Origin of the sequence: Streptomyces sp. Ac-502 (genome assembly GCF_045222935.1) — a bacterium.
Lineage (GTDB): Bacteria > Actinomycetota > Actinomycetes > Streptomycetales > Streptomycetaceae > Streptomyces > Streptomyces monomycini.
On record NZ_JBHFFO010000001.1, the window covers coordinates 8,734,764 to 8,760,871 of the forward strand.

A 26,108-nucleotide genomic window follows, 5' to 3' on the forward strand; every position below is an offset into this window, starting at 1 on the left:
AGGAGAAAGCGATGACCCGATCCATGGTCGAGGACGTGTGGCCGCTGTCACCACTGCAGGAGGGGCTGCTCTTCCACGCCACCTTTGACGAGGAGGGGCCGGACGTCTACACGGTGCAGTCCGCACACGCCGTCAACGGCCCCTTGGAAGCGGGCCGGCTGCGCGCGGCATGGCAGACCCTGGTCGCCCGGCACGCGGCCCTGCGCGCCTGCTTCCGCCGGGTCAGCGGGGCCCGCATGGTGCAGGTCATCGCCCGCGAGGTGGAACTGCCCTGGCGGGAGGCCGACCTGTCCGGCCTCGCCCCGGACGACGCCGAGGCCGAGGCCGGGCGGCTGGCCGACGCCGAGCGCGCCCGCCGCTTCGACCTGGCCACCGCGCCCCTGCTGCGGGTCCTGCTGATCCGCCTCGGCGCCGACCGGCACCGGATGGTCGTCACCAGCCACCACATCCTGATGGACGGCTGGTCGATGCCGGTCGTCCTCACCGAGCTGTCCGCGGCGTACGCGGCGGGTGGCGACGCCACCGCGCTCCCGCCGACCGCCTCCTACCGCGACTATCTGGCCTGGCTCAACCGGCAGGACAAGGACGCCGCCCGCGAGGCGTGGCGGGCGGAGCTGGCCGGCGTCGACGAGCCCACCCTGGTGGTCCCGGCGGACCGCACCCGCGCCAGCGTGGTGCCCGAGGACGTCCTGATCGACATCCCCGAGGGGCCCTCCAGGGAGCTGACCGGCCTGGCCCGCCGCTACGGGCTGACCCTCAACACCCTCTTCCAGGGCGCCTGGGCGCTGGTGCTGGCCCGGCTGGCCGGCCGTACCGACGTGGTGTTCGGCGCCACCGTCGCGGGCCGCCCGCACGACCTGCCGCACGTCGAGTCGATGGTCGGCCTGTTCATCAACACCCTGCCGGTACGGGTACGGCTCGACGGCGGACAGCCCGCGATCGACCTGCTCAGCGCGCTCCAGGAACGCCAGTCGGCGCTCCTGCCGCACCAGCACCTGGGCCTGTCCGAGGTGCAGCAGCTCGCCGGGCCCGGCGCGTCCTTCGACACCCTCGTGGTCTACGAGAGCTTCCCGCGCCCGCCCGCCGGACCGGACGACCCGCGGGCCCTGACCCTGGAGCCGGCCGGGCTGTCCCGCAACGCGGCGCACTACCCGATCACCCTCGGCGTGTTCCCCGGCGACCGCATCAGCCTGCGGCTGTCCTCCCGCCCCGACCTGTTCGGCGAGGAGGCGACCCGGCTGATCGGGCAGCGGGTGGTGCGGGTGCTCACGCAGCTCGCCGCCGACCCCACGATGCCGGTGGGCCGCGTCGGCGTCCTGGAGGACCAGGAGCGCGACCTGGTGCTGGCGGGCTGGAACGCCACCGCCGCCAAGGCCCCCGGCACCTCGGTGCCGGAGCTGATCGCCGGACAGGCCGCGCAGGTGCCGGGCGCCGTCGCGGTGAGCGACCCGCGGCGCTCCCTGTCCTACGCCGAGCTGGCCCGGGAGTCGGACCGCCTCGCGGCCTACCTCGCGGATCGCGGCGTGGCGCGCGGCGACCGGGTCGCGGTGCTGATGGAACGCTCCGCCGACCTGCTCGTGACGCTGCTCGCGGTGTGGAAGACGGGCGCCGGGTACGTGCCGGTGGACCCCGGGTACCCGGCGGAGCGCGTCGCGTTCCTGCTGGCCGACTCCGGCCCGTCGGCGGTCGTGTGCACACGGGCCACCCGTGACGCGGTGCCCGTCGACGCCGCCGCCGAACTGGTGGTGCTGGACGACGACCGCACCCGGGCCGCCGTCGCGGCGAGCCCGGCCGACGCCCTGGTGCCGGTACGCGTGGGAGCGGAGGACCTCGCGTACGTCATGTACACCTCGGGCTCGACCGGTGTGCCCAAGGGCGTGGCCGTACCGCACGGCAGCGTGGCCGGCCTGGTCGGCGACCTGGGCTGGTCGGTGGGCCCGCGGGACGCGGTGCTCATGCACGCGCCGCACGCCTTCGACGCCTCCCTGTTCGAGATCTGGGTGCCGCTGGCCTCCGGCGGCCGCGTGGTGGTCGCCGCGCCGGGCGCGGTGGACGCCCAGGACATCCGCGCCGCGGTCGCCGCCGGCGTGACCGCCGTCCACCTGACGGCCGGCACGTTCCGCGTCCTGGCGGAGGAGTCACCGGAGTGCCTGAACGGCCTGCGCGAGGTGCTGACCGGCGGTGACGTGGTGCCCGCCGCGGCCGTCGACCGGGTACGCGCGGCCTGCCCCGGCATCGCCGTACGCCACCTGTACGGACCGACCGAGACCACCCTGTGCGCCACCTGGCACCTGACCCGGCCGGACGACGCGCCGGCCGCGGTGCTGCCGATCGGCCGCCCGCTGGGCAATCGGCAGGTGTACGTGCTGGACGCGTTCCTCCAGCCGGTGCCCGCGGGCACCACGGGCGAACTGTACGTGGCCGGCACCGGACTGGCCCACGGCTACCTCGGCCGCAGCGGGCTGACCGCGGAACGCTTCGTGGCCTGCCCGTTCGCCCCCGGCACGGGGTCCCCCGGCCGAAGGCCGGGGAGGATGTACCGCACCGGGGACCTGGTGCGGTGGACGGAGGCGGGCGAGCTGCTGTTCGCCGGCCGCGCCGACGACCAGGTCAAGATCCGCGGCTTCCGGGTGGAGCTCGGCGAGGTCGAGGCGGCCCTGACCGCGCACCCGGCGGTCGGCCAGGCCGTGGTCGCGGCCCGCGAGGACCGGCCGGGGGAGCGGCTGCTGGTCGGCTACGTCGTCCCGGACGGCCAGGAGGTCGACTCCGACGAGGTACGCGACCACGCCGCCAAGGTCCTGCCCGGCTACATGGTCCCGGCCGCGGTGATCGTGATGGGCACGCTGCCCGTCACCGCCAACGGCAAGGTCGACCACAAGGCCCTGCCCGCGCCCGACTTCGCCGAACGGGTTTCCCAGCGGGCGCCGCAGAACGAGACCGAGGAAACCCTCTGCGGCCTCTTCGCCGACGTCCTCAAGCTCGAACAGGTCGGCGCCGACGACGACTTCTTCGAGCTGGGCGGCGAGTCCGGCCTGGCGATGCGCCTGATCGGCCGCATCCGCGAGGAGTTCGACGCGGCGCTGAACCTGCGGCAGTTCTTCAGCGCGCCCACCGCGGCGGGCGTGGCCCGCACCCTGGCCACGAAGGCCCGCCCGGTCCTGAACCCGGCCGGCCACGACGGCGAGGCACCCGCCACCGTCGCCCAGCTCCGCACCTGGCTGCTGACCCGGCTGCACGACAGCGGCCCGGCCCACCAGTTCTCCGCCGCGCTGCGTCTGACCGGCGCGCTGGACCGCACGGCGCTGGAAGCCGCGCTCGGCGACGTGGCGGCCCGGCACGAGATCCTGCGGACCACCTTCTCCGGCGCCCGCAACGAGCTGCGCCAGCACATCGTGCCCGCCACCGACGACGCCGCCCGGCCGCGGCTGACGGTGACCACGGCCACCGAGGAGGACCTGCCGGACCTGCTGGCCGACCGCGCCGCCCGCACCTTCGACCTGACGCGGGAAGCGCCCTGGGCGCCACACCTGTTCACGCTGTCGGACACCGACCACGTCCTGCTGGTCACCGTCCACCGGATCGCCGCGGACGACCAGTCCCTCGACCCGCTCTTCCGCGACCTGTCGGCGGCGTACGGCGCCCGCTGCGAAGGCCGGGCACCCGAACGGGCCCCGCTCCCGCTCCAGTTCGCCGACTACGCCGTGTGGGAACAGGAGCTGCTGCGCGGCGCCGACGAGCCGGAGAGCCTGGTCAACGACCAGCTCACGTACTGGCAGGACGCCCTGGCCGGACTGGCCGGCGAACTGGAACTGCCCACCGACCGGCCGCGGCCCGCACTGCCCTCCCGGCGCGTCGAGCGCGTACCGCTGCGCCTGGACGCGGCGGACCACGCCCGGCTGACGGCCGCGGCCGAACCTCGCGAGGCCACCGGCTTCATGATCGTCCAGGCCGCGCTGGCCCTGCTGCTCACCCGGCTCGGCGCGGGCACCGACATCGTCCTCGGCACCACCCGGGCACGCCGGGACGAGGACGGCCTGGAAGGACTGGTGGGTCCGTTCGACGGTCCGCTGGCCCTGCGGACGGACACCTCCGGCGACCCCGGCTTCCTCGAACTGCTGCGCCGTGTCCAGCAGGCCCACCGGGAGGCCGTCAACCACCAGGACGTGCCCTTCGAGCGCCTGGTGGACGCGCTGCCACTGCCGCCCTCCGTGGACCGGCACCCGGTCTTCCAGGTCGGCCTGGACATCCATGAGGGCAAGACCGAGGTGTGGGACCCGTGGGAGCTGCCCGGGCTGCGCACCGGCCGTCTCGACGTGGGCGGCGCGACCGGTGAGCTGGACCTGTCGGTCGGCCTGACCGAGCGGCAGCGCGCCGACGGTTCAGCGGACGGCATGGACGGCCACCTCACGTACGCCACCGACCTGTTCGACCAGGACACCGCGCAGGCGTTCGCCGACCGGCTGGTACGTGTACTGGAACAGCTCGCGGCCGACCCCGAACTGTCCCTGAGCCAGGTGGACGTCCTGCTGGACGAGGAGGAGTTCCGCCGCCTGGTGGCGGACTTCCACGGCACCGAGGCCGAGACCCCGGACCGTACCGTCGTCGAGCAGCTGGCCGCGCAGGCGGCCCGCACCCCGGACGCGGTGGCCGCCACCGACCCCGACGGCGCGCTCACCTACGGCGCGCTGGACACCGCGAGCGGTGCGCTGGCCCGCAGGCTCGCGGAGCGCGGCATCGGCGCCGGGGACGTCGTGGCCGTGGCGGAACCGGTCACCACCGCCTTCCTGGTCGCCCTGACCGGCGTCCTGAAGGCCGGCGCCGCCTGCCGCCTCGTGGACTCCCACCGGCCGGTCGAGGACATCGAGACCGGCCTGCGCGCGAGCCGGCCCGCCGCCCTGGTCTGCACCCCGGCCACGGCCGCGCGGCTGTCCGCTGACGGCCCGGTGCCGACCGTCGTCCTGGACGGCCCGCTGACCGCCGCACCCGACGACGCCGCCACGGCGGGGCCGGAGTTCCGGCCGCCGCTGCCCGCCCAGCCCGCGCTGGTGCTGGACGGCACGGCACCGGACGGCCCCGCGGCCGTCGTCGACCACCGGACGCTGGCTGGCCAGACGGCGTACCGCGCCCAGGCCACCCCGGCGGTCGGCGGCACCGCACTGCTCGACACCCGGGCCCCCGTCGCCGCGCTCGTCACCCCGCTGCTCGCGGCCCTGTGCGGCGGCGGCAGTGTCCGGCTCGGCGCCCCCGAGGACGTCCGTACGCCCGCCGGGTCCGGCACCGCACGGCTGCTGGTGACCACCCGGGACCTGCTGCCGACGCTCACCGAACTGCCGGACGGGCAGCGGCCCACGGAGGTCCTCGCGGTGTCGGCGGGCACGCCGGAGGCCGACGACGGCCTGCTGAAGTGGCGGACGATGCACCCGGACGTCACCGTGGTCACCGGCCACGCCGCCGCCGGGACGGCAGGTCCCTGGCTCGAACACCGCGCGGCCCCGGGCGAGTCCGTACCGTCGCCGCTGCCCACGGGCCGGCCGGTGCACAACACCCGCGCCTACGTCCTCGACGAGCGGCTGCGGCCGGTCCCGCCCGGCGTCACCGGCGACCTGTACGTCGCGGGCGCGGCGGCGGCACACGGCTACACGGGCGGCTCCGCGCGGACCGGCGAACGGTTCGTCGCCGACCCCTTCGGCCCGACCGGCGAACGGATGCTGCACACCGGCGACCGGGCCCGGCGCGGCACGGCCGGCCTGATCACCGTGGCGGACGCGAGCAGCGTGCGCACGGCCCGTACCGGCGCGGTCCGCGGCACCAGCCGGGGCGACCTCGGCGTCCTGCTGCCGCTGCGCACCCAGGGCAGCCTGCCGCCGCTCTTCTGCCTCCACCCCAGCCTGGGGCTGAGCTGGGGCTACCGGGGCCTGCTGCCGCACCTGCCCGCCGACCGGCCGGTCTACGGGCTCCAGGCCCGCGGCCTGTCCGGGCCGGAGCCGCTGCCGCTGACCATGGAGGAGATGGCCGCCGACTACGTCGACCAGATCCGCACCGTCCAGCCCAGCGGCCCGTACCACCTCCTCGGCTGGTCCTTCGGCGGTACCGTGGCCTACGCGGTCGCCACCGCGCTGGAGGCCCAGGGCGAGAAGGTCGCCCTGCTCGCCCTGCTCGACACCTATCTGGGCGGGGACACCGGCGAGTTCTTCGACGAGACGCCCGCCGCCCGCGAGGGCGAGGACGTCACGATGCGCCGCGAGCTGGGCGAGCAGGGCCCGCCGGAGGGCGGCGGGGAGCCCGGCGGTGACGGTGGCGGCGCCGGGCTGGGGCTGGACGAACAGCTCCTGACCGCCATCAGGGAAGTGACCGTCAACTCCGGCCGGCTCTCCTACGGCTACACCCCGAAGCGGTTCGGCGGCGACCTCGTGGTCTTCGTCGCCACCGTCGGCCGGCCCGAGAACTCCCAGGCGTGGGACGCCGTCGCCAGCTGGCGGACCTTCGTCGCGGGCGACATCGACACCCACGACATCGCCGTCGACCACAACGACATGCTCCAGCCCGCGCCCTTGGCACAGATCGGGCGCGTCGTAGCGGAAAAGCTCCAGGCCGTGCGGCCGACAGGGGAAAGGAACCCGTCATGACCAATCCGTTCGACAACGAGAACGGCACCTTCCTGGTGCTCGTCAACGACGAGGGCCAGCACTCGCTCTGGCCCGCCTTCGCGGAAATTCCGCAAGGCTGGACCTCCGTGCACGGAGAAGCCGGGCGCCAGGAATGCCTCGACTACATCGACGAGAACTGGACGGATATGCGTCCGAAGAGTCTCATCGCGGAAATGAGCGCGAGCGGCAACGCGTAACCGCTCGTTCGTACGGCCATGGAGGGGGCGGTCCGGACGCGGGCCGCCCCCGCGGGGAGGGGCTTGGAAGTGCGTACGGAAACCGTGGTCACCGTGGTCATCGGCGATGTCGCTCTGATCGTCCTGGCCTCCTGGCTCCTGGGGGCCGCGGCCCGCCGGATCGGCCAGCCGGCCGTCATCGGACAGATCGCGGCGGGCATCGCCCTGGGGCCGACCCTGCTGGGCCGGCTCCCCGGAAACCTGACGGATCACCTGTTCCCGCAGGAGGTCCTGCCGTTCCTGACCGTGCTGTCCCAGGTCGCCATCGTGCTGTTCATGTTCGTGGCGGGCTACGAGATCGACCCGCGCCAACTGCGCAGGGGCGGCCGGGCGGCGGCGACGGTGGCACTGTTCGGACTGCTCGTGCCGGCCGGCCTGAGCGCCGGAACGGTGCAGCTGCTGCCCGGCCTCTACGAGGCGGTCGACCCGCGGCACGCGGGCGGCCGCTCCTTCCTGCTCTTCATGGCGGTGGCCGCGTCCGTCACCGCCCTGCCGGTCCTGGTCGCCATCGTCCGCGAGCGCGGACTGGCGGGCACGTCCGCCGGAACGGTGGCGGTCGCCGCCGCCGGGTTCATGGACGTGGCAGCGTGGCTGGTGCTGGCCGCCGCCCTCGTCGGCACCGGCCACGCGCCGGGCCCGCCCTGGGCCGTGACCCTGCTGCTGCTCGCGGTGTTCGTGGCCGGCCTGTTCCTGGTGGTGCGCCCGGTGCTCGGCTGGTGGCTGCGGCGCTCCAGGGCGCTGCCGGCCCACCAGGTCACCATCGCGCTGGCGCTCGCCCTGGGCAGCGCCTGGGTCACCGCGTCACTGGGCCTGCACCCGGTCTTCGGCGGGCTGCTGGCCGGCCTGGCCATGCCCCGCCGCGACGGCGTACCGGACGCGGACGTGCTGCGCCCGATGGAGCAGAGCGCCGGCCTGCTGCTGCCACTGTTCTTCGTCACCACCGGCCTGTCGTTCAACATCGGCTCGCTGGACGGCGACTCCGGGCTGCTGCTCGCGCTGATCGTGGCCGTCGCCACCGTCGGCAAACTCGTCCCGGCCTACACCGCGGCCCGGCTGAGCCGGCTCGATCCGCGCCGGGCGGCCCTGGTGGCTGCCCTGGTCAACACCCGGGGTCTCACCGAATTGATCGTTTTGAACGTGGCACTGGAATCCGGCGTCATCGGCCCCGAACTCTTCACCGTCCTGGTGCTCATGGCGCTGATCACCACCTTCATGACCGGACCGCTGCTGTCCCTGATCGGCCGGCCCGGCACACCGGAACCCGGTGTCAAATCATCTTCCTTGACGACTTCTCAGAGAAAATTAACAATCGAATAGCAGGCGGATCGGAATCTGCGCGCAAACGCACAGAAACATTCCGCCCGAGAATGGGGGAGAGGGTCGTGGCGAATTCGGTGAACGCAGGGAACTCCGCTCGCTCACAGACGTACGACGTGGTGGTCGTCGGCGGCGGGCCGGCCGGCTCGACGCTGGCCGCGCTGGTGGCGCGGCAGGGCCACCGGGTGCTGGTGCTGGAGAAGGAGTTCTTCCCCCGCTACCAGATCGGCGAGTCGCTGCTGCCGTCGACGGTGCACGGGGTGTGCCGGCTGACGGGGGTCGCGGACGAGCTGGCGGCGGCGGGCTTCACGCGCAAGCGGGGCGGGACCTTCCGCTGGGGGGCGACGCCTGAGCCGTGGACGTTCTCCTTCTCCGTCTCGGAACGCATGGCCGGGCCGACCTCGTACGCGTACCAGGTCGAGCGCTCGAAGTTCGACGAGATCCTGCTGCGGCACGCCGGCCGGTGCGGCGCGGAGGTGCGCGAGGGGTGCGCCGTCGCGGACGTGATCGCGGACGCCGAGCGGGTACGGGGCGTGCGCTACACCGACGCCGACGGGACGGAGCACGCGGCGTACGGGACGTACGTGGTGGACGCCTCGGGCAACAAGAGCCGGCTGTTCCAGCGGGTGGGCGGCGAACGGAAATACTCGGAGTTCTTCCGCAGCCTCGCCCTGTTCGGCTACTTCGAGGGCGGCAAGCGGCTGCCCGAGCCGAACTCCGGCAACATCCTCTCGGTCGCCTTCGACAGCGGCTGGTTCTGGTACATCCCGCTCAGCCCCACCCTGACCAGCGTGGGCGCGGTGGTACGGCGCGAGATGGCGGACAAGATCCAGGGCGACCGGGAGAGCGCGCTCTCGGCACTGATAGCCGAGTGCCCCCTGATATCGGAGTACCTCTCCGGCGCCACACGCGTCACCGACGGCCAGTACGGCCAACTGCGCGTCCGCAAGGACTACTCGTACCACCAGACGACGTTCGCCCGCCCCGGCATGCTCCTGGTGGGCGACGCGGCGTGCTTCGTCGACCCGGTGTTCTCCTCGGGCGTCCACCTGGCGACCTACAGCGGCCTGCTGGCCGCCCGCAGCATCAACAGCGCGCTGGCCGGCCTGGTCGACGAGACGGTGGCGATCCGCGAGTTCGAGGCGCGCTACCGGCGCGAGTACAGCGTCTTCTACGAGTTCCTGCTCTCGTTCTACGAGATGCACCACAGTGAGCAGTCCTACTTCTGGGAGGCGAAGAAGGTCACCCACCACGACCGCTCCGAGATGGAGGCGTTCGTCGACCTGGTCGGCGGCGTCTCGTCGGGGGAGGCGGCGCTCTCCGACGCCGACGCGATGGCGGAACGGCTGCACGCCGGCTCGGCGGAGTTCGCGGGCGCCGTGGACCAGCTGGCGCACAGCGAGGACGGCAGCATGCTGCCGCTCTTCAAGTCCGCCGTGGTCAGCCAGGTGACCCGCGAGGGCTCGCAGGTCCAGATGCGGGCCCTGCTGGGCGCCGACGCCGAACCGGAGGCCCCCCTCGTCCCCGGCGGACTCGTCTCGTCCCCCGACGGCATGTTCTGGCTCCCCGCCAGCAGCGGCTGACCCCGAGGAAGGAAAGGATCAGCGGATGCCCGAGACACCCGAGATTCCCGCCCACTACCGGCGGGACCGCTTCGACCCGGTGCCCGAACTCGTCGAGATGGCCAGGGAGACGCCCCTGGTCGAGACCGACGTGACCATCGGCCCCTCCCGCCAGCTCGGCTGGGTGGCCACCGGGCACGCCGAGGTACGGGCGGTGCTCTCCGACACCGAAAGGTTCAGCACCCGGCCGCCCGCCGACAGCGAGGAGGACGCGCAGAACCTGGTGCAGGCGGGCAACCTCCTCCAGTACGACCCGCCCGACCACACCCGGCTGCGCAAACTGCTCACCGCGGAGTACACGGTGCGGCGGATGCGCCGGCTGGAGCCCCGCGTCGAGGAGGTCGTCGAGGACTGCCTCGACACCATGGAGCGCATCGGGCGCCCGGCGGACCTCGTACGGTACTTCGCCTGGCCGATCCCGGGGCTCGTCAGCTGCGAGCTGCTCGGCGTGCCCCGGGACGACCAGACGGAACTGGCGCGCTACCTCGACATCACCCGCGACGTCGGCCGCACCCAGGAACAGCAGCTGGCCGCCGGCAAGGCGTACTGGGCGTACATGGGACAGCTCGCCGAGCGGCGGCGCCGCAACCCCGGCGAGGACATGATCGGGAACCTGGTGCGCGAACAGGGCTCGGCGATCTCCGACGCGGAACTGGCCGGCATCGGCGCGACGGTGATGGCCGCCGGCTTCGAACAGGTCGCCAGCATCATCGGCCTGGGCACCCTGCTGCTGCTGGAGCACCCGGACCAGCTCGCCCTGTGGCGCGACAATCCCGAGCTGACCGACCGCGCCGTGGAGGAGATGGTCCGCTACCTCACCGTCATCCACACCGCCTCTCCCCGCACCGCGCTGGAAGACGTCACCATCGGCGGCCAGCACATCAAGGCCGGGGAGAGCGTCGCCTGTTCGCTGCTGGCCGCCAACCGCGTACCGGCCGCCGGCCAGACCGAGGACCGCTTCGACATCACCCGGGAGCCGACCCCGCACATGGCCTTCGGGCACGGCATCCACCACTGCCTCGGCGCCCCGCTGGCCAGGATGGAACTGCGCATCGCCTTCCCGGCGCTGCTGCGCCGCTTCCCCGGCCTCCGGCTGGCGGTGCCGTCGGAGAAGGTCCGCTTCCGGCCCGCCCGTTCACGCCAGTACGCCTTGGAATCCTTGCCCGTCGAATGGTAGGAGACGCAATGCCGGAGGAGACCCAGCACCAGTTCGACCACGCCCGACGGGCGGGCTTCGGCCCGTCGGACGACATCCGTCAGCAGCGCGCCCAGGGCGCCCTCGTCAAGGAAGAGGTGGCCCCGGCGCCCGGAGCCGCGACCGAGCCCATCTGGATGGCCCTGGGCTACGAAGCGGTCCGGCAGGTGATGGGCGACCACGTCCGCTTCAGCAACCAGCGCCGGTTCCGCGCCCAGGCCATCCGCGGCGGGAGCAAGCACCGCCCGCAGGAGATGTCCGGCCACCTCATGGACTACGACCAGCCCGAGCACACCCGGCTCCGCAAGATGCTCACACCGGAGTTCACGGTGCGCCGCATCCAGCGGCTCAAGCCGGTGACCGAACAGATCGCGGAACGCTGCCTGGACGCCGTGGAACGGGCCGGGCAGCCCGCCGACCTGGTCGACCTGTACGCCGGCCCGATCTCCGGCGCCGTCCTGTGCGAACTGCTCGGCGTGCCCCGCGACGACCGGCGCGAGTTCCTGGTCAAGCATGGATGGCAGCTGGAGCAGGACCGCAGCCGCAAGGACCGGGCCGCGGCCCAGGCGTACACCTCCGGCTATCTGCGCGCGCTGGTCAAACGGCAGCGCGCGGACCCCGACGAGGGGTTCATCGGCCAGCTCATCCGCGACCACGGCGACGACTTCGACGACGAGGAACTGCTCGGCATCTGCGGCCTGATGGTGCTCGCCGGGCTCGACAACGTCACCGGCATGATCAGCCTCGGCGTACTGGCCCTCCTGGAACACCCGGACCAGCTCGCCGTCTTCCTGGCGGACCCCGAGAAGAACGTGGACCGTGTGGTCGACGAACTGCTGCGCTTCCTGTCCGTCGCGCACGCGCCGACCCCGCGCACCGCGGTCGAGGACGTCGTCGTGGCCGGCCAGCTGGTCAAGGCCGGGGAGGAGATCGTCTGCTCGATCCCGATGGCCAACCGCGACCCGGTGCTGGGCCCCGACGTCGACCGGTTCGACGTGAACCGCGACCCGCTGCCGCACATCGCCTTCGGGCACGGCATCCACCACTGCATCGGCGCCGCACTCGGCCGGATGGAACTGCGCACCGCCTACCTGGCGCTGTGGCGGCGCTTCCCCGACCTGCGGCTGGCCGTACCCGCCGCGGAGGTGCCGCACAAGACGAACTCCATCGCCTACGGCCTGGAGCACCTTCCGGTCGCCTGGTGACGGCCGGGAACCACCAGGGCGCGCGGCGCCCGGACACCCCGGAGATGAGGAGAACACGATGGTCGAGGTACGGGTGGACCCGGAGATCTGCGCCGCTTCCGGCATGTGCAAGCTGCTGGTGCCCGCGGTCTTCGACCAGTCGGAGGAGGACGGCACGGTGCTGCTCACCGACCCGGTGCCGCCCGCGGACCTGGAGGCGAAGGTACGGACGGCGGCCCTGCGCTGCCCGTCCGGCGCCATCGCGGTGCACGAGATGGAGACCGACGCCTCGTAACGCCAGCGGACCCGGCGCCACGGCGGGCCACCGGAGAACACCACGAAAAAGAGCTCCTGGTGGCCGGAATCCCCGGCCGCCAGGAGCTTTTCGCGTCGCCACTGTGCACCGGCGCTATGGACCACCGGCCTCCACCCGGACGGGACTGCCCCGGCCCCCGGAGGGCCCGGCCGCGGCCCCGGTCCGCACCGTACGCAGCCGCCGCGCGTCCGCGACCGTGGCGCAGCCCGCCAGCCCCAGCGCGTCGGACAGTTCGGCGGCCAGTATGCCCAGCACCCGGTGCGCGCCCGCCTCCCCGGCCGCGGCCAGGCCCCACACCGGGGGACGCCCGACCAGTACCCCGGACGCGCCCAGCGCCAGTGCCTTGAGCACGTCCGTACCCGAGCGGACGCCGCTGTCCAGCAGCACCTGGCAGCTCCCGCCGACCGCCTCGGCGATCTCCGGCAGCGCCTCGATGCTCGGCAGGGCACCGTCCAACTGCCGACCTCCATGGTTGGACACCACGACGGCATCCACCCCGAACTCCGCGGCACGCACCGCGTCCTCCGCCGCCAGAACTCCTTTGAGCAGCAGCGGAAGCCGGGTCCGCGCCCGCAGCTCCGCCACCTGCGCCCAGGTCAGCGCCGACGAGAACTCCTGGCCGGTGTGCACGGCCACCGCCGAGGCCCCGGCGGCACGCCGATGCGCGGCCGAGGCGCCGCCACCGTCGAGATGGACCGCCCGCACCCGCTTCGGCAGCGCGAACTCGTTGCGTACGTCGCGCAGCCGCCGCCCCATCCAGGGGACGTCCACGGTCAGCATCAGCGCCTCGCAGCCGGCGTTCTCCGCGCGCCGCGCCAGCTCCAGCGCCCGCCCGGGCGCGCGCAGCCAGTACAGCTGGAACCAGACCCGGCCACCGAGCGCGGTGATCTCCTCCACCGGCACGGTGCTCAGCGTGCTCACCGTGAACGGCACGCCCGCCGCCTTCGCCGCCCGTGCCGCCGCCAGTTCACCGTCGGGATGCACCAGGGCCTGGTACGCCACCGGCGCCACCGCCACCGGCATCCGCGCCGGACGGCCCAGCAACGCGGCCTCGGCCGTGCACCGCGACACGTCCCGCAGCACCCGCGGCCGCACGAAGACCCGGTCGAACGCCTCCCGGTTGGCGGCGAGCGTGCGCTCGCGCCCGCTGCCGCCCGCCACGAAGTCCCGCACCCCGGCAGGCAGCACCGCGGCGGCGGCACGCTCGACGTCCTCAAGGGTCAGGAGCGTGTCCGCCGCCGCGTCGCCGGGCGCCGGGTCCTCACAGGACACGCTGGCCCTTCTTCTCCAGCTCCACGGCCTCGTACAGCGCCTTGATGTTGGAGCTGCCGAACGTCTCGGCGCCCTGCCGCTCGATGATCTCGTAGAAGATCGTGCGCCGCGGGTGGGAGGAGGCGGTGAAGATCTGGAACAGCTGCCCGCCGTGGTCCTGGTCCGCCAGCAGACCGGTCGACCGCAGGTCGTCCAGGCTGTGGTCGCTGAGCGCGATCCGCTCGCCCAGCAGGTCGTAGTACGTGGCGGGGGAGCTGAGGAACTCCACGCCGCGGCCGCCGAGGGTGCGCACCGCGTGCACGGCGTCGTCACAGGAGAACGCGAGATGCTGGACCCCCGCCCCGTGGTGGCTCTTGAGGAAGTCGTCGATCTGCCCCGGGGCCGCTGTGGTGTCCGGCTCGATGAGGGTCAGGGTGACCCGGCCGGTGGGGCTCTGGACGACCTTGGAGTCCATCGCCTGCGCGCCCACGACGATGTGCTCCTCGAAGATCTCCTGGAAGCCGAGCGCCCGCTGGTAGTACGCGACGGTCGCGTCGAGGTCGCCGTTGTTCAGGCACACCGCGATGTGGTCCAGTTCGAGCAGCCCCACCTCGCTGGGCACCGGCTGCCGGGACTTGAGCGTCGGCACGAAGCCGGCCGGCAGCCCGGGGCCCTCGCCCGGGGCGCGCTGCACCAGCGTGTGCACCACGTCGCCGAAGCCGCTGACGGTGGCCGTGACGCCGCCGCCGGGCTCGTGCCGGGCCGGCTCGCGCAGCGGCTGGGCCCCGTTGGCCACCGCGCGCGCGAACGCGCCCTCGACGTCGGCGGTGCGCAGCGCGATGTCCGCGACGCCCTCACCGTGCGCCAGGACGTACACCGACGCCGGGTGCCGGTCGGAGGTCGCCATGGTGAGCACCAGGGTGATCGTGCCGTGCCGCAGGGCGATGCTGCGGTGATCGCCGGAGCCGCCGGTGCCGACGACGGTGAACGCGTACCGGTCGACCCAGGCGAACGCCGCCGCGTCCAGGTCTTCCACGTACATCTCGACGTAGTCGATCGCGAGATCGCTGACCGGGCTGACAGCAGCCGTGGCCGCTGTGGTTTTCGAAACTGTCATGAGAGTCCCCGTTTGAAGGAATGATCTGGACGCGGTGCGTCGAACCGGCTCACCTGCCGGAGTGGACGGATTACCTGCCGCACGACCGCGCCGATGACCGACCGGTCCGGCCCGGTCCAATCCATGGACCTCTTCGCGGGTCCGCCACTGCCGCCGGACAGCGGAAGGCGAACCATTTCAGTGATGCCCGACATTACACCGGCGCTACGGCTGTCGCACCTGTCAAGAATTACGGCAGGACGGCCGTCGGCGCGGTGCGCGGTATCACCTTGACCCCGTACGCGCGCGGGAGAACCATTGCTGTCGATCCGGCCCTGGGGGATGCTGAGGGCCCGGCGCGGGCCGCGGACGCGCGCGCCGTACCCCTTCCTGACTGACAGAAGGCAGCCATGGAAATCACGCAACCGGAAATTGTCGCCGAGTTGAATGCCGCGACGCTGCACGCGTCGCTGGCCGATGCCTCGATGGAGTCCATGAATCTTCTGAATCAGATCGCCGACGAGTATCCGGAAGCGATCTCTTTCGCGGCGGGGCGGCCGTACGAAGGCTTTTATGACGCAGCCCAGGTGCATGAATACCTCCAGACCTTCTGCGATCACTTGCGGGCCGAGCGCCGGATGACGGAAGCGGAAATCGCGCGGACCCTGTACCAGTACGGCGAGACGAAAGGGATCATCGCCGGACTCATCGCGCGGTGCCTGGCCGTGGACGAGGGCATCGAGACCGTGGACGGGTCCGTGGTCGTCACGGTCGGCTGCCAGGAGGCGATGTTCCTCGTCCTGCGCGCGCTGCGGGCCGGCAGCCGCGACGCCGTGCTCGCGCCCAGGCCCGCCTACGTCGGCCTGACCGGTGCCGCGCTCCTCGCCGACCTGCCCGTGCTGCCGGTGCACACCGGGGAGCACGGCATCGACCTGGACGACCTGCTCACCCAGCTGCGCCGCGCGCGGGCCGCGGGCCGGCGGGTGCGGGCCTGCTACGTGACGCCCGACTTCTCCAACCCGGTGGGCGCCAGCATGGAACTGGCCGACCGGCACCGGCTGCTGGAGATCGCCGAGAACGAGAACCTCCTGCTGCTGGAGGACAACGCGTACGGCGTCTTCCACACGTCCGCCGAACGCCCGCCGACACTGAAGTCCCTGGACCGCAACCGCCGGGTCGTCTACCTGGGCTCGTTCGCCAAGACCGGGGTCCCCGGGGCGCGGGTCGGTTTCGTGGTCGCCGACCAGCGGGTGACCGGCGACGGCGGCGACCGGCTGTTCGCCGACGAACTGTCGAAGATCAAGAGCATGCTCACCGTCAACACCTCGCCGATCGCCCAGGCGGTCATCGGCGGCAAGCTGCTCCGGCACGGGTGCAGCATGGTCGAGGCCAACCGCCGGGAGACGGAGGTCTACCGGCGCAACCTCAGCCAGGTGCTGGCCGGACTGGCCCGGCGCTTCGCCGACTGCCCCGGCGTCACCTGGAACGAGCCGACCGGCGGCTTCTTCGTCGTCGTCAGCGTGCCGTTCACCGTCACCGACGCCTTCCTCCAGCACGCGGCCCGCCGCTACGGCGTGCTGTTCACCCCGATGCACCACTTCTACGGCGCGTCCGCGCAGTGCCGCCAGCTCCGGCTGTCCATCAGCACCCTCACCCCCGAACGCATCGAACAGGGCCTCGACCGGCTCGCCGCGGTCATCACCGACCGGCTCCGCGCCAACGGTGGTGCGGCGGCCCAGGAGGCCGGTGCGGCGGACGGGGCCGCCACCCCTCCGCCGCACCGGCCGGCCCGCCCCCGGACGGTGTCCGGTGATCCGTACCCTCGCCGTCGTCGGCACCGGACTGATCGGCACCTCACTCGCCCTCGCGGCGGCCCGCCAGGGCGTCCGGGTGTACCTCCAGGACAGCGACCCGTCCGCCGTACGGACCGCTGCCGCGCTGGGCGCCGGGCTGGCGGGGCCGCCGCCCGAACCGGTGGACCTCGCGGTGATCGCCGTACCGCCCAGCCTCGTCGCCACCGTCCTCGCCCAGCAGCAGGCACGCGGACTGGCCCGTACGTACACCGACGTGGCCAGCGTCAAGTACGAGCCGGAACGGGCGGTCCTGGCCAGGGCACCCGACCCGACCCGCTACATCGGCGGCCACCCGCTGGCCGGCCGCGAACGCTCCGGCCCCCTCGCGGCCCGCGTCGACCTCTTCCAGGACCGCGTCTGGGTGCTCACCCCGTCCCGGCTCACCTCCCGCACCGCCCTCGACCGCGCGCTCTCCCTGATCGGACTCTGTGGAGCCGTACCGCTGGTGATGCAGAGCAAGGCGCACGACGAGGCGGTGGCGCTCACGTCCCACGTGCCGCACGTGGTGTCCAGCCTGATGGCGGCCCGGCTCGGCGACGGACCGCCGCAGGCCGCGCGGCTCGCGGGCCAGGGTCTCCGGGACGTGACCCGGATCGCCGGCGGTGACTCCCGGCTCTGGAGCGACATCCTCCAGGCCAACGCCGGTGCCGTCGCCGGTGTCCTCACCGACCTCCAGGCAGACCTCGCCGAACTCCTCACCGCCCTGCGCGACCTGGCCGGACCGGCCGACCGGCGCAGCGAGCACAGCCTGGCGGCGGTCGTCGACCTCCTCGACCGGGGGATCACCGGGCTCGGCGAGATCCCCACGGGGCTCCCGGGCCGTCCGGCGCGCACCGCGTCCGTACACGTCCGGATCGCCGACCGCCCCGGCGAACTGTCCCGGCTGCTGGCCGTCACCGCCGAGCTGGGGGTCGGCCCCGAGGACGCGCAGGTGCGCCCCGCCGACGGGGTGCGCGGGGACCTGACGGTCCGGCTCGCCGTACCCGCCGCCGTTTCCGGCCCCTTGCTGGCCCGCGTCACCGCCGAGGGCTGGGATGCCGGCACCGATGCCGACGGGCACCCGGCGCACGTCGCGTGAGCCGGACCGGCCCGTGGGAGAACGCCGGCGGCCCGCCTCCGCCTAACCGACGGGTGCCGCGGGCTCGTACACGAAGGGCTGGGTCGTCGTCACCTCGGTGAACCCGCGCTTGACCAGCGTCGGTTCGGACGTGGGGAGCGCGTCCACACACGCGTGGGTACGGCCGCGGGCAGCCGCCTCCCGCAGCCGGGCGGCCACCAGCGCGGTGAACAGCCCCCGCTTCCGGTACGCCGGGCGCGTCCGCCCGCCGGCCAGTTCGGCGAAGGCGCCGCCCGGCCGGTAGTACACCCGTCCGCAGGCCGCCGGTACACCGTCCACGTACGCGACGTGGACGCTCATCTCCTCGGGCGCGTCCCGCAGGCTCAGCTCCAGCTGCCGACGCTCCTCGGCGACGTTGCGGCGCCCCGAGTCCCGGGAGATCTCGGCTACATCGTCCAGACCTTGGGCGTCCTGGACGCGGCGGATCTCGTACGCCGGTGACCGGAACGCCGCCGCCGTCGCCTCGCTGACCGGCAGCAGCAGGACCTTTTCCGTGTCGTCCGGCTCGAACCCGGCCGCACGCAGACGGTCCCCCATACCGGCCGGGGCGTCATGGCCGTACAGCTTCCACTCCAGCGTGCAGCCGAGCGCGTCGGCACGGGCCGTCTCCGCGCGGATCACCAGGTCGGCGTCCTCCTCCGTACAGCGCGCGTACACGATCCGGCACTCCGAGCCGTCCGGAGCGGTCTCGCGCACGGTCGTCCCGTCCGGGGCGGCCGTACCGGAAGCCCGGCGCTCCTCGTCCAGTCGCGTCAGCAGACCGGTGATCTCACTTCTCTTCATGTGGTGATGTCCTCACAGGTCTCATGGGTCTCCTAGGGCCCACAGGGTTCTCAGGGCTCACAGGACGGCGGGCAGGCCCAGGACGACGAAGAGGCCGGGGCCGAAAACAGTGACCTCCACGATCCGTCCGTCCTCGACGCGCAGCACTTCGAGGGCGTGGGCACGGTGGGTCGGCTCGCCCGGACCCCGGGGCTCGCCGGGTCCCCGGGCGTAGAGCGCGACAGCGGGCTGCCGGTTCATCCAGGTGGGTACGGTGCGAAGGTCCGGGGGCAAGGTGAGCCGGGCAGAGCCTGCCCCCTCTGCCAGTACGGCGGCAAGCGCATTATCGTCCCGGCTCTCCAGCGCCGCCACGTAATGCCGGAGCACAGCGCCTGCGCCGGAGCCCGCCGATCGCGCGGGTACCTGGCTCCGCACCCTCGGGCGAGCCCGTTGCAGCGCACTGTTCACCGCCGCCACACTGCCCCCTAGCGTCGCGGCCGTCTCGTGCGCGGACCAGCCCAGTACGTCCCGCAGAACGAGGACGGCCCGCTGGCGCGGCGGCAGCGACTGGAGCGCTGCCACGAAGGCCAGCCCGATCGTGGGCCCGGCCACCACCTCATCCGAAGCCGGCTCCTGGGCGAGTACCTGATCCAGCAGCGTGTCGGGGCACGGCTGCACTGTCGCGGGGGTACGGGTACGAGGGCGGGCGGCCGAGTGGTCCAGGCACGCTTGGGTGGCGATGCGGTACAGCCAGGTGCGGAACGTCGGGTGCCCGGCGAAGGTCTCCCGCTCGCGCCAGGCCCGCAGCAGCGTTTCCGTCACCAGCGTGCCGGACTCCTCGAACGAGCCCAGCATCCGGTAGCAGTGCACCTGTAACTCCGCCCGGTACCGTGCCCCCAGCCGGGAGAACGCCGCCGCGTCCTCGCCCTCCGCCTCCCCGCCGCCCATCGAAGCCTCCTGTGCCCCATGCGTACCGCACAACATCACCTTTCTCGGGTGAGGGTACTGACGTTGCGTGAACGCCGGTGCTTCGTACGGGGGTTCGAGGACGGCCGGTGGCGCGTGCGCGCCGCCCCCGACGGGGGTCTTCGTCGGGGGCGGGGGAGGGGGAACGTTTCAGCTCAGCCCAGTTCCAGGCTCGTCACCGCATAGCACTGCTCCGCCCGCACCGGCGCCACCGGCCCCGTGTACATGCGCATCGTGTGGGAGTCCGGGGCCAGGCCCCGGGAAAGGGCCAGGGAGCCCGCGCCGTGGTGCGGGTCGGGGATGTCGACGTGGACGGTGTCGTCCGGGCCCACGTGCGACGTCAGCGCGTCGAAGAGGGCTTCGGCGCCCTGGGACGTGTCGGCGAAGAGCGGACCCAGGCGGTACCCGTCGCGGGCCGGCCGGAGCACGCCGTACCCCGCGATCTTCCCGTCCCGCAGCCGCGCGTACGCGTGGTGGCCTTCGGTGGTGAGCCACCGGGAGAGGAACGCCCGCCGGTCGGCCGGGAAGCACTGCTGGTCGTACGCGGCGAGGGCGTCGAAATGTTCAGGCGTCACCGGGACGACCGGCGCCGCGGGGGTCCCGGGGCGGACGGGGCGTCCGCGGTAGCGGGTGGTGCGGTACGCGGTGGTGAAGCCGGAGCGCCGGTACGTGGCCTCCTGCGCCGGGACCGCGTCCAGGCCGATGGTCCGGTTCCCGGCGTGCGGCACCGCGGCCTGCCAGGTGGCCAGGCCCAGCCCGGTGCCGCGGTGGTCCGGGTGCACCAGGTAGTAGCCGAGGAAGGCGTACTCCGCTGAGTAGTTGACGACGGACACCGACGAGACGAGCTGCCCGTCCAGAAGGCCTATGAAGAAGCCGTCCGGGTCGGTGGCGTGGAAGCAGTCGGTGTCGCGGTGGCCCGGGTTCCAGCCTTCGTCGGCGGCCCACCGTGCCACGTCGCGCCACTCCTCAAGGGTGGCGGGGCGGACGGTGAACTCACCGGCCGGGGTGCCCGCAGCCGCGGCGAGGGTCGTGGTGCCGGGGGCGGCGCCGGCCGTGGTGCCGGTGGTGGCGTTCTGGTGCGGGATCTCGCCGGGAGAGGTCATACCTGGTGGGTGTCCTTGGCTGTCGGGCCCCGCCGCCGTGCGGGGCGGCGGGGCGGTGGCGGAACGTCAGATGAGGTCCATGGCGGCGACTTCGTCGGGCCGACCGTAGCTGACCGGGCCCTGGAAGCGCCGCCGGGCGGTGGCGAACCACCACACGGTAGCGATGACGAGGACCGCGCCCAGCGCGATCGGCGCGTAGTTGAACGATTCCGCGGTGATCGGCGAGGCCTGCGGCAGCATGAACAGCACACTGCTGATCACGATCCAGGTCACCGCGACGGCCGCGACCAGCTTGCCGTACCGCCCCAGGTTCCACGGACCGGGCTGGAACGTGTCCAGCCGCAGCCGCAGGAAGATCGGCACCGCGTAGGCCAGGAAGAGCCCGACGACGTTGACGCTGACGACGGCGGTGAACGCGGTGTGCGACCACCAGCCGGGAATGACCAGGACCAGGGAGCAGGCCGCGGCCAGCCAGACCGCCTTGACGGGGGTACGGGTGCGCGCGGAGACCGAGTGCCACCACCGGGACCCGGGCATCGCGCCGTCCCGCGAGAAGGCGAAGATCTGCCGGGTGTTGCTGGTCATGTTGGCCAGACCGCAGAAGAGCATCGCGCCGATCACGATCAGCAGCAGGAACTTGGCGGTGCCGGTGCCCAGCGCGTCGATGAGGATCTGCACCGGCGGTGCCTCGGCGCCCGCCGCGCCCGCGTAGTCGCGGATCGCGAAGACCAGGGCGAGCATCAGGACCAGGCCGGCGACCGCGGAGTAGCCGATGGCCCGCATGATGCCCTTGGGCGCGTTGACGGTGGCCTGCACCGTCTCCTCGGACATGTGGAAGCTGCCGTCGAACCCGGTGAAGGTCCAGCTGGTGACGAGCAGGCCGAGCATCGCGCCGTACAGGCCGTTGGTGAACCCGGTGTTGTTGACGAAGTGCGTCACGAACGACGGGGACTGGTGGTGCGAGGGCAGCGCGATGAGCGCGGTGACGATGACCACCAGACCGATCAGCAGCCACCACACGGAGATCCGGTTCAGCACCGCGACCAGCTGCACCGTAAAGGTGTTGGCGAGCGCCTGGACGAACAGGATCGCCGCGGTGATCAGGACCGCCCGCTGCGGAGTGGCCTCGTAGGACGGCCACTGCATGGCGATGAAGGCCTGGATGAAGGTGGCCGCCGCGTAGCCGGTGGCGGCCGTGCCGCCGACCTGGCCGACGAAGTTCAGCCAGCCCGTGTACCAGGACCAGGCGCCCCGGTGCCGCTTGGCCAGTTTCCCGGCCGAGAAGTACAGCGCGCCGCTGGTCGGGTAGGCGGAGGCGATCTCCGCCATCGAGGCGCCGACGAACAGCACCATGGCGGCGACGGCTATCCAGCCGAAGACCAGGATCACCGGCCCGCCGGCGTTCATCCCGAACCCGAAGGAGGAGAAGATCCCGGAAAGGATGTTGATGATGGTGAAAGAGATCGCGAAATTGTCGAACGCGCGGAACCGCCGGGTCAGTTTCCGCGGATAGCCCATGGCGTGCAGCGTCGCGTCGTCGTCGAGCGTGACGGGATCCGCGGCGCGGTGGCTTCTGGTGCGGGCGGGGGACACGGAATCGGACACAGCCGCAACCTTTCTGGTGGGGGACAGGAAGACATCGGCGCGGAGCGCCGATACGCGGTGTCGCACCTGTCTTCGGGGCGTGCCGGGGCAAGGGGGCCGTGTCCGGCAGGCCGGGCGGGACATGGGGAGCGGGGGATCAGGGGACCGGGGGCCGGGCGGCCGGGGACGGGGCGCGGGCGCGGTGGGTGGTGGGTTCCGGTCCGGGGACATGGGACGGCGGTTCCGGGGGCGGGCGCGCGGCGCCTTGCCCAGAACCGCCGGGAGCGTCAGGAAGCATCGGGCACCGGGAGACCGCACGCGCGTCTCGCCTTGTTCAACTGCTCCTCGGGGTCGCCGAAGGCGCTCCACGGCATACGGGAGGCGTACGGGCCCATGGCGGTGAACACCGCCCGCGCCTCGAAGGCGCACTGCGCCATGTGCAGCGCGTGCGCCAGGTAGGCCAGGTCCAGCACGGGGGTGAAGCGGTAACCGGCGACGTGCGGCAGCCAGTTGCGGTAGACGCTCAGGGCCGTGGCCTTCCACTGCGGCTGTTCCCAGGTGCGTTCCGCGAGGAGCGAATCGGCGTTGTAGCCGTCCACCAGGGCCACCAGCGGCAGCAGGCGCAGCGGTGAGGAGGCCGGTGCCCGCTGGCTGAGGAACGCGGCGACGTCCCAGGACGCGTTCGCCTCGCCCCCGTGGCGCGGGAAGAAGAACGACAGGAACCGGTGGTGGCCCTCGCGGTTCCAGGGGTCGAGCCGCAGGATGTGGGAGAAGAGCGTCCAGGGACCGGGCGGCGCGGTGAGCAGCCCTTGCGGGGCAGGGTCACGGGGCTGCTGGAGGCGGGCCAGGGTCAGTTTGGCCGACCACGGTGTGGGGTCGTCGGGGGCCGTCTCGGCGGCCCGGTCGCAGGCGGCCACCGCGATCCGGCCGAGGGCTTCGGCCCGGCTGTCGCCGCCGTCGGCCGCGCGGACGGCCCGCAGGACCGCGACGCGCGCCCACAGCAGGGCAGCTTCCCGGCCGGGTTCCTCGGCCAGCCAGCGCTCCGCCAGGTCCGAGTCGGCCGCTTCGGAGGCCAGTACCAGGGAGCGGTGGGCGCGTACGCCGTGATCGCCGCGTGCCTCCCGCAGGATCTCGCGCGCGCCGAAGTAGCGGCCTGCCCGGATGTCCACGCAGGCCCGCGCGAGCGGGAGATCATCGGCTGCCGGATGCCACATGTACTGCCCTTCGAATAACCCAGCGGTCATGTCCCCTGCCGCTCCTGCCGTTCTGCCGGTGAGGTCGGACACCAGCACATTTTCAGCCACGCCGAAATCAACCGGTACGCACTGTTCCCCCAGTTCCACCGGCAGTGCCACACCCTACTCAGCAGCAACTGAGTTCGAAACTGGTGATCGGAATTACCTGATTCCGCATCGGCGGCGTGCGCGACATTGGCGGCGAAATCGGTCGATCGTGCGACGGCGGGAAATGCGCGGTATGCAATTGGCATATGCCAAAGCAGTGGAGAGTGCCGTCCGGCGGGGGTTCGGCCCGGCACGTCGCCAACGCCCCGCTTCTGGCGGGGCGGGGCGGAGCCGGTGCACCGTATGCCCGGCGTGGCGGTGCCGACGGGCGGTCCGTCGCCTGTTCACGCCTCGTCCCGCGGCTCTTTACCCGGGCGTCACGACGTCTTCCCACGGCCTCGCTCCTCTTGGAACACTCCAGTCGCGCCCGTACCCTCCCAGCCCAAGGGGGCATTTCAGCCATGCCAGAACTCGACCGGCGGCGGTTCCTGCAACTCACCGGCGGGGCCGCCGCGTTCTCCGCGCTGTCACAGAGCATCGCCCGTGCCGCCGCGATCCCCGCCGACCGCCGCACCGGCTCCATCGAGGACGTCGAGCACATCGTCGTCCTGATGCAGGAAAATCGCTCTTTCGACCATTACTTCGGAACGCTGCGCGGGGTACGGGGCTTCGGCGACCCGCGGCCGGTGACGCTGCCCAGCGGCAAGCCGGTGTGGCACCAGTCCGACGGCAAGGGCAAGGAAGTACTGCCGTTCCGGCCCCGGGTCGCGGACGACAACCTCGGGCTGACCTTCATCGAAGACCTCAACCACGACTGGAAGGGCAGCCACCGGGCGTTCAACGACGGCCGCTACGACCAGTGGGTCCCGGCCAAGACGTCCACCACGATGGCGCACCTTGCCCGCAAGGACATCCCGTTCCACTTCGCGCTGGCCGACACGTTCACCGTCTGCGACGCCTATCACTGCTCGTTCATCGGCTCCACCGACCCGAACCGCTACTACCTGTGGACCGGGTACACGGGCAACGACGGCAAGGGCCCCGGCGACCCCAGCGGCCCGGTCCTGGACAACGCCGAAAAGGGCTACAGCTGGACGACGTACCCCGAGCGGCTGGAGGCGGAGGGCGTCTCCTGGAAGATCTACCAGGACATCGGCGACGGCCTGGACGCGGCGGGCGGCTGGGGCTGGATCAAGGACCCGTACCGGGGCAACTACGGGGACAACTCCCTGCTGTACTTCAACAGCTTCCGCGACGCGAAGCCCGGCGACCCGCTCTACGAGAAGGCCCGGCGCGGCTCCAACGTGAAGGGCGGCGGCAAGCTCCTCGACGACCTGCGGGCGGACGTCAAGAACGGCCGGCTGCCGAAGGTCTCCTGGATCGCCTGTCCCGAGGCGTACACCGAGCACCCGAGCTGGCCCGCCAACTATGGGGCCTGGTACATCTCCCAGGTACTGGACGTGCTGACCTCCGACCCGAAGGTCTGGGCCAGGACCGCGCTGTTCCTCACCTACGACGAGAACGACGGCTTCTTCGACCACGTCGTCCCGCCGTACCCGCCGGCCGACGCCGCCCAGGGCCGGTCCACCGTCTCCACCGAACTGGAGCTCTACCCCGGCGGCGCGGGCTTCCCGGCCGGAGCGTACGGACTCGGCCAGCGGGTGCCGATGCTCGTCGTCTCCCCTTGGAGCACCGGCGGGTACGTCTGCTCCGAGACCTTCGACCACACCTCGGTCATCCGCTTCATGGAGCGCCGCTTCGGGGTCACCGAGCCGCACATCTCGAAGTGGCGGCGCGCCGTCTGCGGCGATCTGACCTCGGCCTTCGACTTCAGTCGTACGGGCAGGCCGGGCGCGCTGCCGGGCACCGGCGGCTACACGCCGATCCACCCGAAGCCTGCCGACTTCCACCCCGCGCCGCCGACCGCCGGCAGTCTGCCCAAGCAGGAGCGCGGCACCCGTCCCACCCGGCCGCTGCCTTACGCGCCGTACGTGGACGGCGCCGCCGACACCGCGGCCGGAAAGTACCGCCTGACCTTCAGCGGCGGCGACGCGGCCGGGGCGCACTTCTACGTCACGGCGCCGAACCGCGGCGACGGCCCCTGGACGTACACCACCGAGCGCGGCAAGGCCGACTCCGACAGCTGGAACACGGCCTACTCGAAGGGCACGTACGACCTCTCGGTGTTCGGCCCGAACGGCTTTCTGCGGACGTTCCGGGGGCCGGGCAGGACGGCGGGCCCCGAGGTGACCGCGCGGCACAACAGGGCCACCGGCAATCTCGACCTGGTCCTGACCAACGCGGGCGACGGCGCCCGCACTCTGAAGCTCACCGACGCGTACGGCGCTGCCTCCGGCACGTTCACCGTGCGCCCGGGGCAGCGGGTGACCCACACCGTGGACCTGCGGGCGGGCAAGCGCTGGTACGACGTCAGTGTGGTATGCGACGCGGACCACACGTATCTGCGCCGGTTCGCGGGCCATGTGGAGAACGGCGCGGCCGGGGTGAGCGACCCCGGGATCCACACGGTGTGATCCGTACAGCCGCCCCCTGTATGCCGTAGGGGGCGGCCGTAC

Annotated in this window: 16 protein-coding genes and 1 pseudogene; 10 read left to right on the forward strand and 7 right to left on the reverse strand. The window is 72.6% G+C overall.

Going from position 1 to position 26,108, the window contains the following annotated elements:
* Positions 1–11 precede the first annotated feature (11 nt).
* From ACEXOX_RS39560 to ACEXOX_RS39590, 7 genes are all read left to right on the forward strand, one after another.
* Positions 12–6,626, forward strand: a complete 6,615-nt coding sequence (locus tag ACEXOX_RS39560) for an amino acid adenylation domain-containing protein (RefSeq protein WP_406525547.1) — start codon at positions 12–14, stop codon at positions 6,624–6,626.
* Positions 6,623–6,844 carry an MbtH family protein gene (locus tag ACEXOX_RS39565; protein ID WP_030021821.1) on the forward strand — a complete coding sequence of 74 codons (222 nt, stop codon included), beginning with the start codon at positions 6,623–6,625 and terminating at the stop codon, positions 6,842–6,844. Before ACEXOX_RS39560 ends, ACEXOX_RS39565 begins: the two co-directional genes overlap by 4 nt.
* 69 nt (positions 6,845–6,913) lie before the next feature.
* On the forward strand, positions 6,914–8,200 hold the full coding sequence (locus ACEXOX_RS39570; protein WP_406525548.1) for a cation:proton antiporter: 1,287 nt from the start codon (positions 6,914–6,916) through the stop codon (positions 8,198–8,200).
* Positions 8,201–8,265: 65 nt separating this feature from the next.
* Entirely contained in the window at positions 8,266–9,783 is a 1,518-nt protein-coding gene (locus tag ACEXOX_RS39575) for a tryptophan 7-halogenase (protein ID WP_406525549.1), read from the forward strand.
* A 25-nt stretch (positions 9,784–9,808) separates the two neighbouring features.
* Complete coding sequence (locus ACEXOX_RS39580; RefSeq protein WP_406525550.1) at positions 9,809–10,999, forward strand: cytochrome P450; 1,191 nt, start codon at positions 9,809–9,811, stop codon at positions 10,997–10,999.
* A gap of 8 nt (positions 11,000–11,007) precedes the next feature.
* The gene (locus ACEXOX_RS39585; protein ID WP_406525551.1) at positions 11,008–12,222 is read left to right on the forward strand and encodes a cytochrome P450; all 1,215 of its coding nucleotides are present in this window, start codon (positions 11,008–11,010) and stop codon (positions 12,220–12,222) included.
* A 58-nt stretch (positions 12,223–12,280) separates the two neighbouring features.
* Positions 12,281–12,496 carry a ferredoxin gene (locus ACEXOX_RS39590; protein WP_406525552.1) on the forward strand — a complete coding sequence of 72 codons (216 nt, stop codon included), beginning with the start codon at positions 12,281–12,283 and terminating at the stop codon, positions 12,494–12,496.
* A 114-nt stretch (positions 12,497–12,610) separates the two neighbouring features.
* Here ACEXOX_RS39590 and ACEXOX_RS39595 read toward each other — a convergent pair whose 3' ends face one another.
* Complete coding sequence (locus ACEXOX_RS39595; protein ID WP_406525553.1) at positions 12,611–13,789, reverse strand: alpha-hydroxy acid oxidase; 1,179 nt, start codon at positions 13,787–13,789, stop codon at positions 12,611–12,613.
* Positions 13,779–14,885 carry a 4-hydroxyphenylpyruvate dioxygenase gene (hppD, locus tag ACEXOX_RS39600; RefSeq protein ID WP_406525554.1) on the reverse strand — a complete coding sequence of 369 codons (1,107 nt, stop codon included), beginning with the start codon at positions 14,883–14,885 and terminating at the stop codon, positions 13,779–13,781. The genes ACEXOX_RS39595 and hppD overlap by 11 nt, the downstream gene beginning before the upstream one ends.
* 617 nt (positions 14,886–15,502) lie before the next feature.
* On the opposite strand from hppD, the pseudogene ACEXOX_RS39605 reads away from it, so the two are divergent.
* Both ACEXOX_RS39605 and ACEXOX_RS39610 read left to right on the forward strand, forming a co-directional pair.
* Positions 15,503–16,504, forward strand: a pseudogene (locus ACEXOX_RS39605) (PLP-dependent aminotransferase family protein); the annotation flags it as partial.
* 172 nt (positions 16,505–16,676) lie between these two features.
* Positions 16,677–17,795, forward strand: coding sequence for a prephenate dehydrogenase (locus ACEXOX_RS39610; protein WP_406526622.1), 1,119 nt, complete (start codon positions 16,677–16,679; stop codon positions 17,793–17,795).
* Between the two features lie 42 nt (positions 17,796–17,837).
* Here the strand turns inward: ACEXOX_RS39610 and ACEXOX_RS39615 are convergent, their stop codons facing one another.
* The 5 genes from ACEXOX_RS39615 to ACEXOX_RS39635 form a co-directional block, all read right to left on the reverse strand.
* The gene (locus ACEXOX_RS39615; RefSeq protein WP_406525555.1) at positions 17,838–18,617 is read right to left on the reverse strand and encodes a GNAT family N-acetyltransferase; all 780 of its coding nucleotides are present in this window, start codon (positions 18,615–18,617) and stop codon (positions 17,838–17,840) included.
* Positions 18,618–18,674: 57 nt separating this feature from the next.
* Entirely contained in the window at positions 18,675–19,544 is an 870-nt protein-coding gene (locus ACEXOX_RS39620; protein WP_406525556.1) for a sigma-70 family RNA polymerase sigma factor, read from the reverse strand.
* Between the two features lie 173 nt (positions 19,545–19,717).
* Positions 19,718–20,665 carry a GNAT family N-acetyltransferase gene (locus tag ACEXOX_RS39625; RefSeq protein ID WP_406525557.1) on the reverse strand — a complete coding sequence of 316 codons (948 nt, stop codon included), beginning with the start codon at positions 20,663–20,665 and terminating at the stop codon, positions 19,718–19,720.
* 66 nt (positions 20,666–20,731) lie between these two features.
* Positions 20,732–22,183 (reverse strand): amino acid permease, encoded by a 1,452-nt coding sequence (locus ACEXOX_RS39630; protein ID WP_406526623.1) that lies wholly within the window; start codon positions 22,181–22,183, stop codon positions 20,732–20,734.
* A gap of 353 nt (positions 22,184–22,536) precedes the next feature.
* Positions 22,537–23,493 (reverse strand): hypothetical protein, encoded by a 957-nt coding sequence (locus ACEXOX_RS39635; RefSeq protein WP_406525558.1) that lies wholly within the window; start codon positions 23,491–23,493, stop codon positions 22,537–22,539.
* Positions 23,494–23,993: 500 nt separating this feature from the next.
* Between ACEXOX_RS39635 and ACEXOX_RS39640 the strand changes: the two genes are divergently transcribed.
* The gene (locus ACEXOX_RS39640; RefSeq protein ID WP_406525559.1) at positions 23,994–26,066 is read left to right on the forward strand and encodes a phosphocholine-specific phospholipase C; all 2,073 of its coding nucleotides are present in this window, start codon (positions 23,994–23,996) and stop codon (positions 26,064–26,066) included.
* The last annotated feature ends 42 nt before the right edge of the window (positions 26,067–26,108 follow it).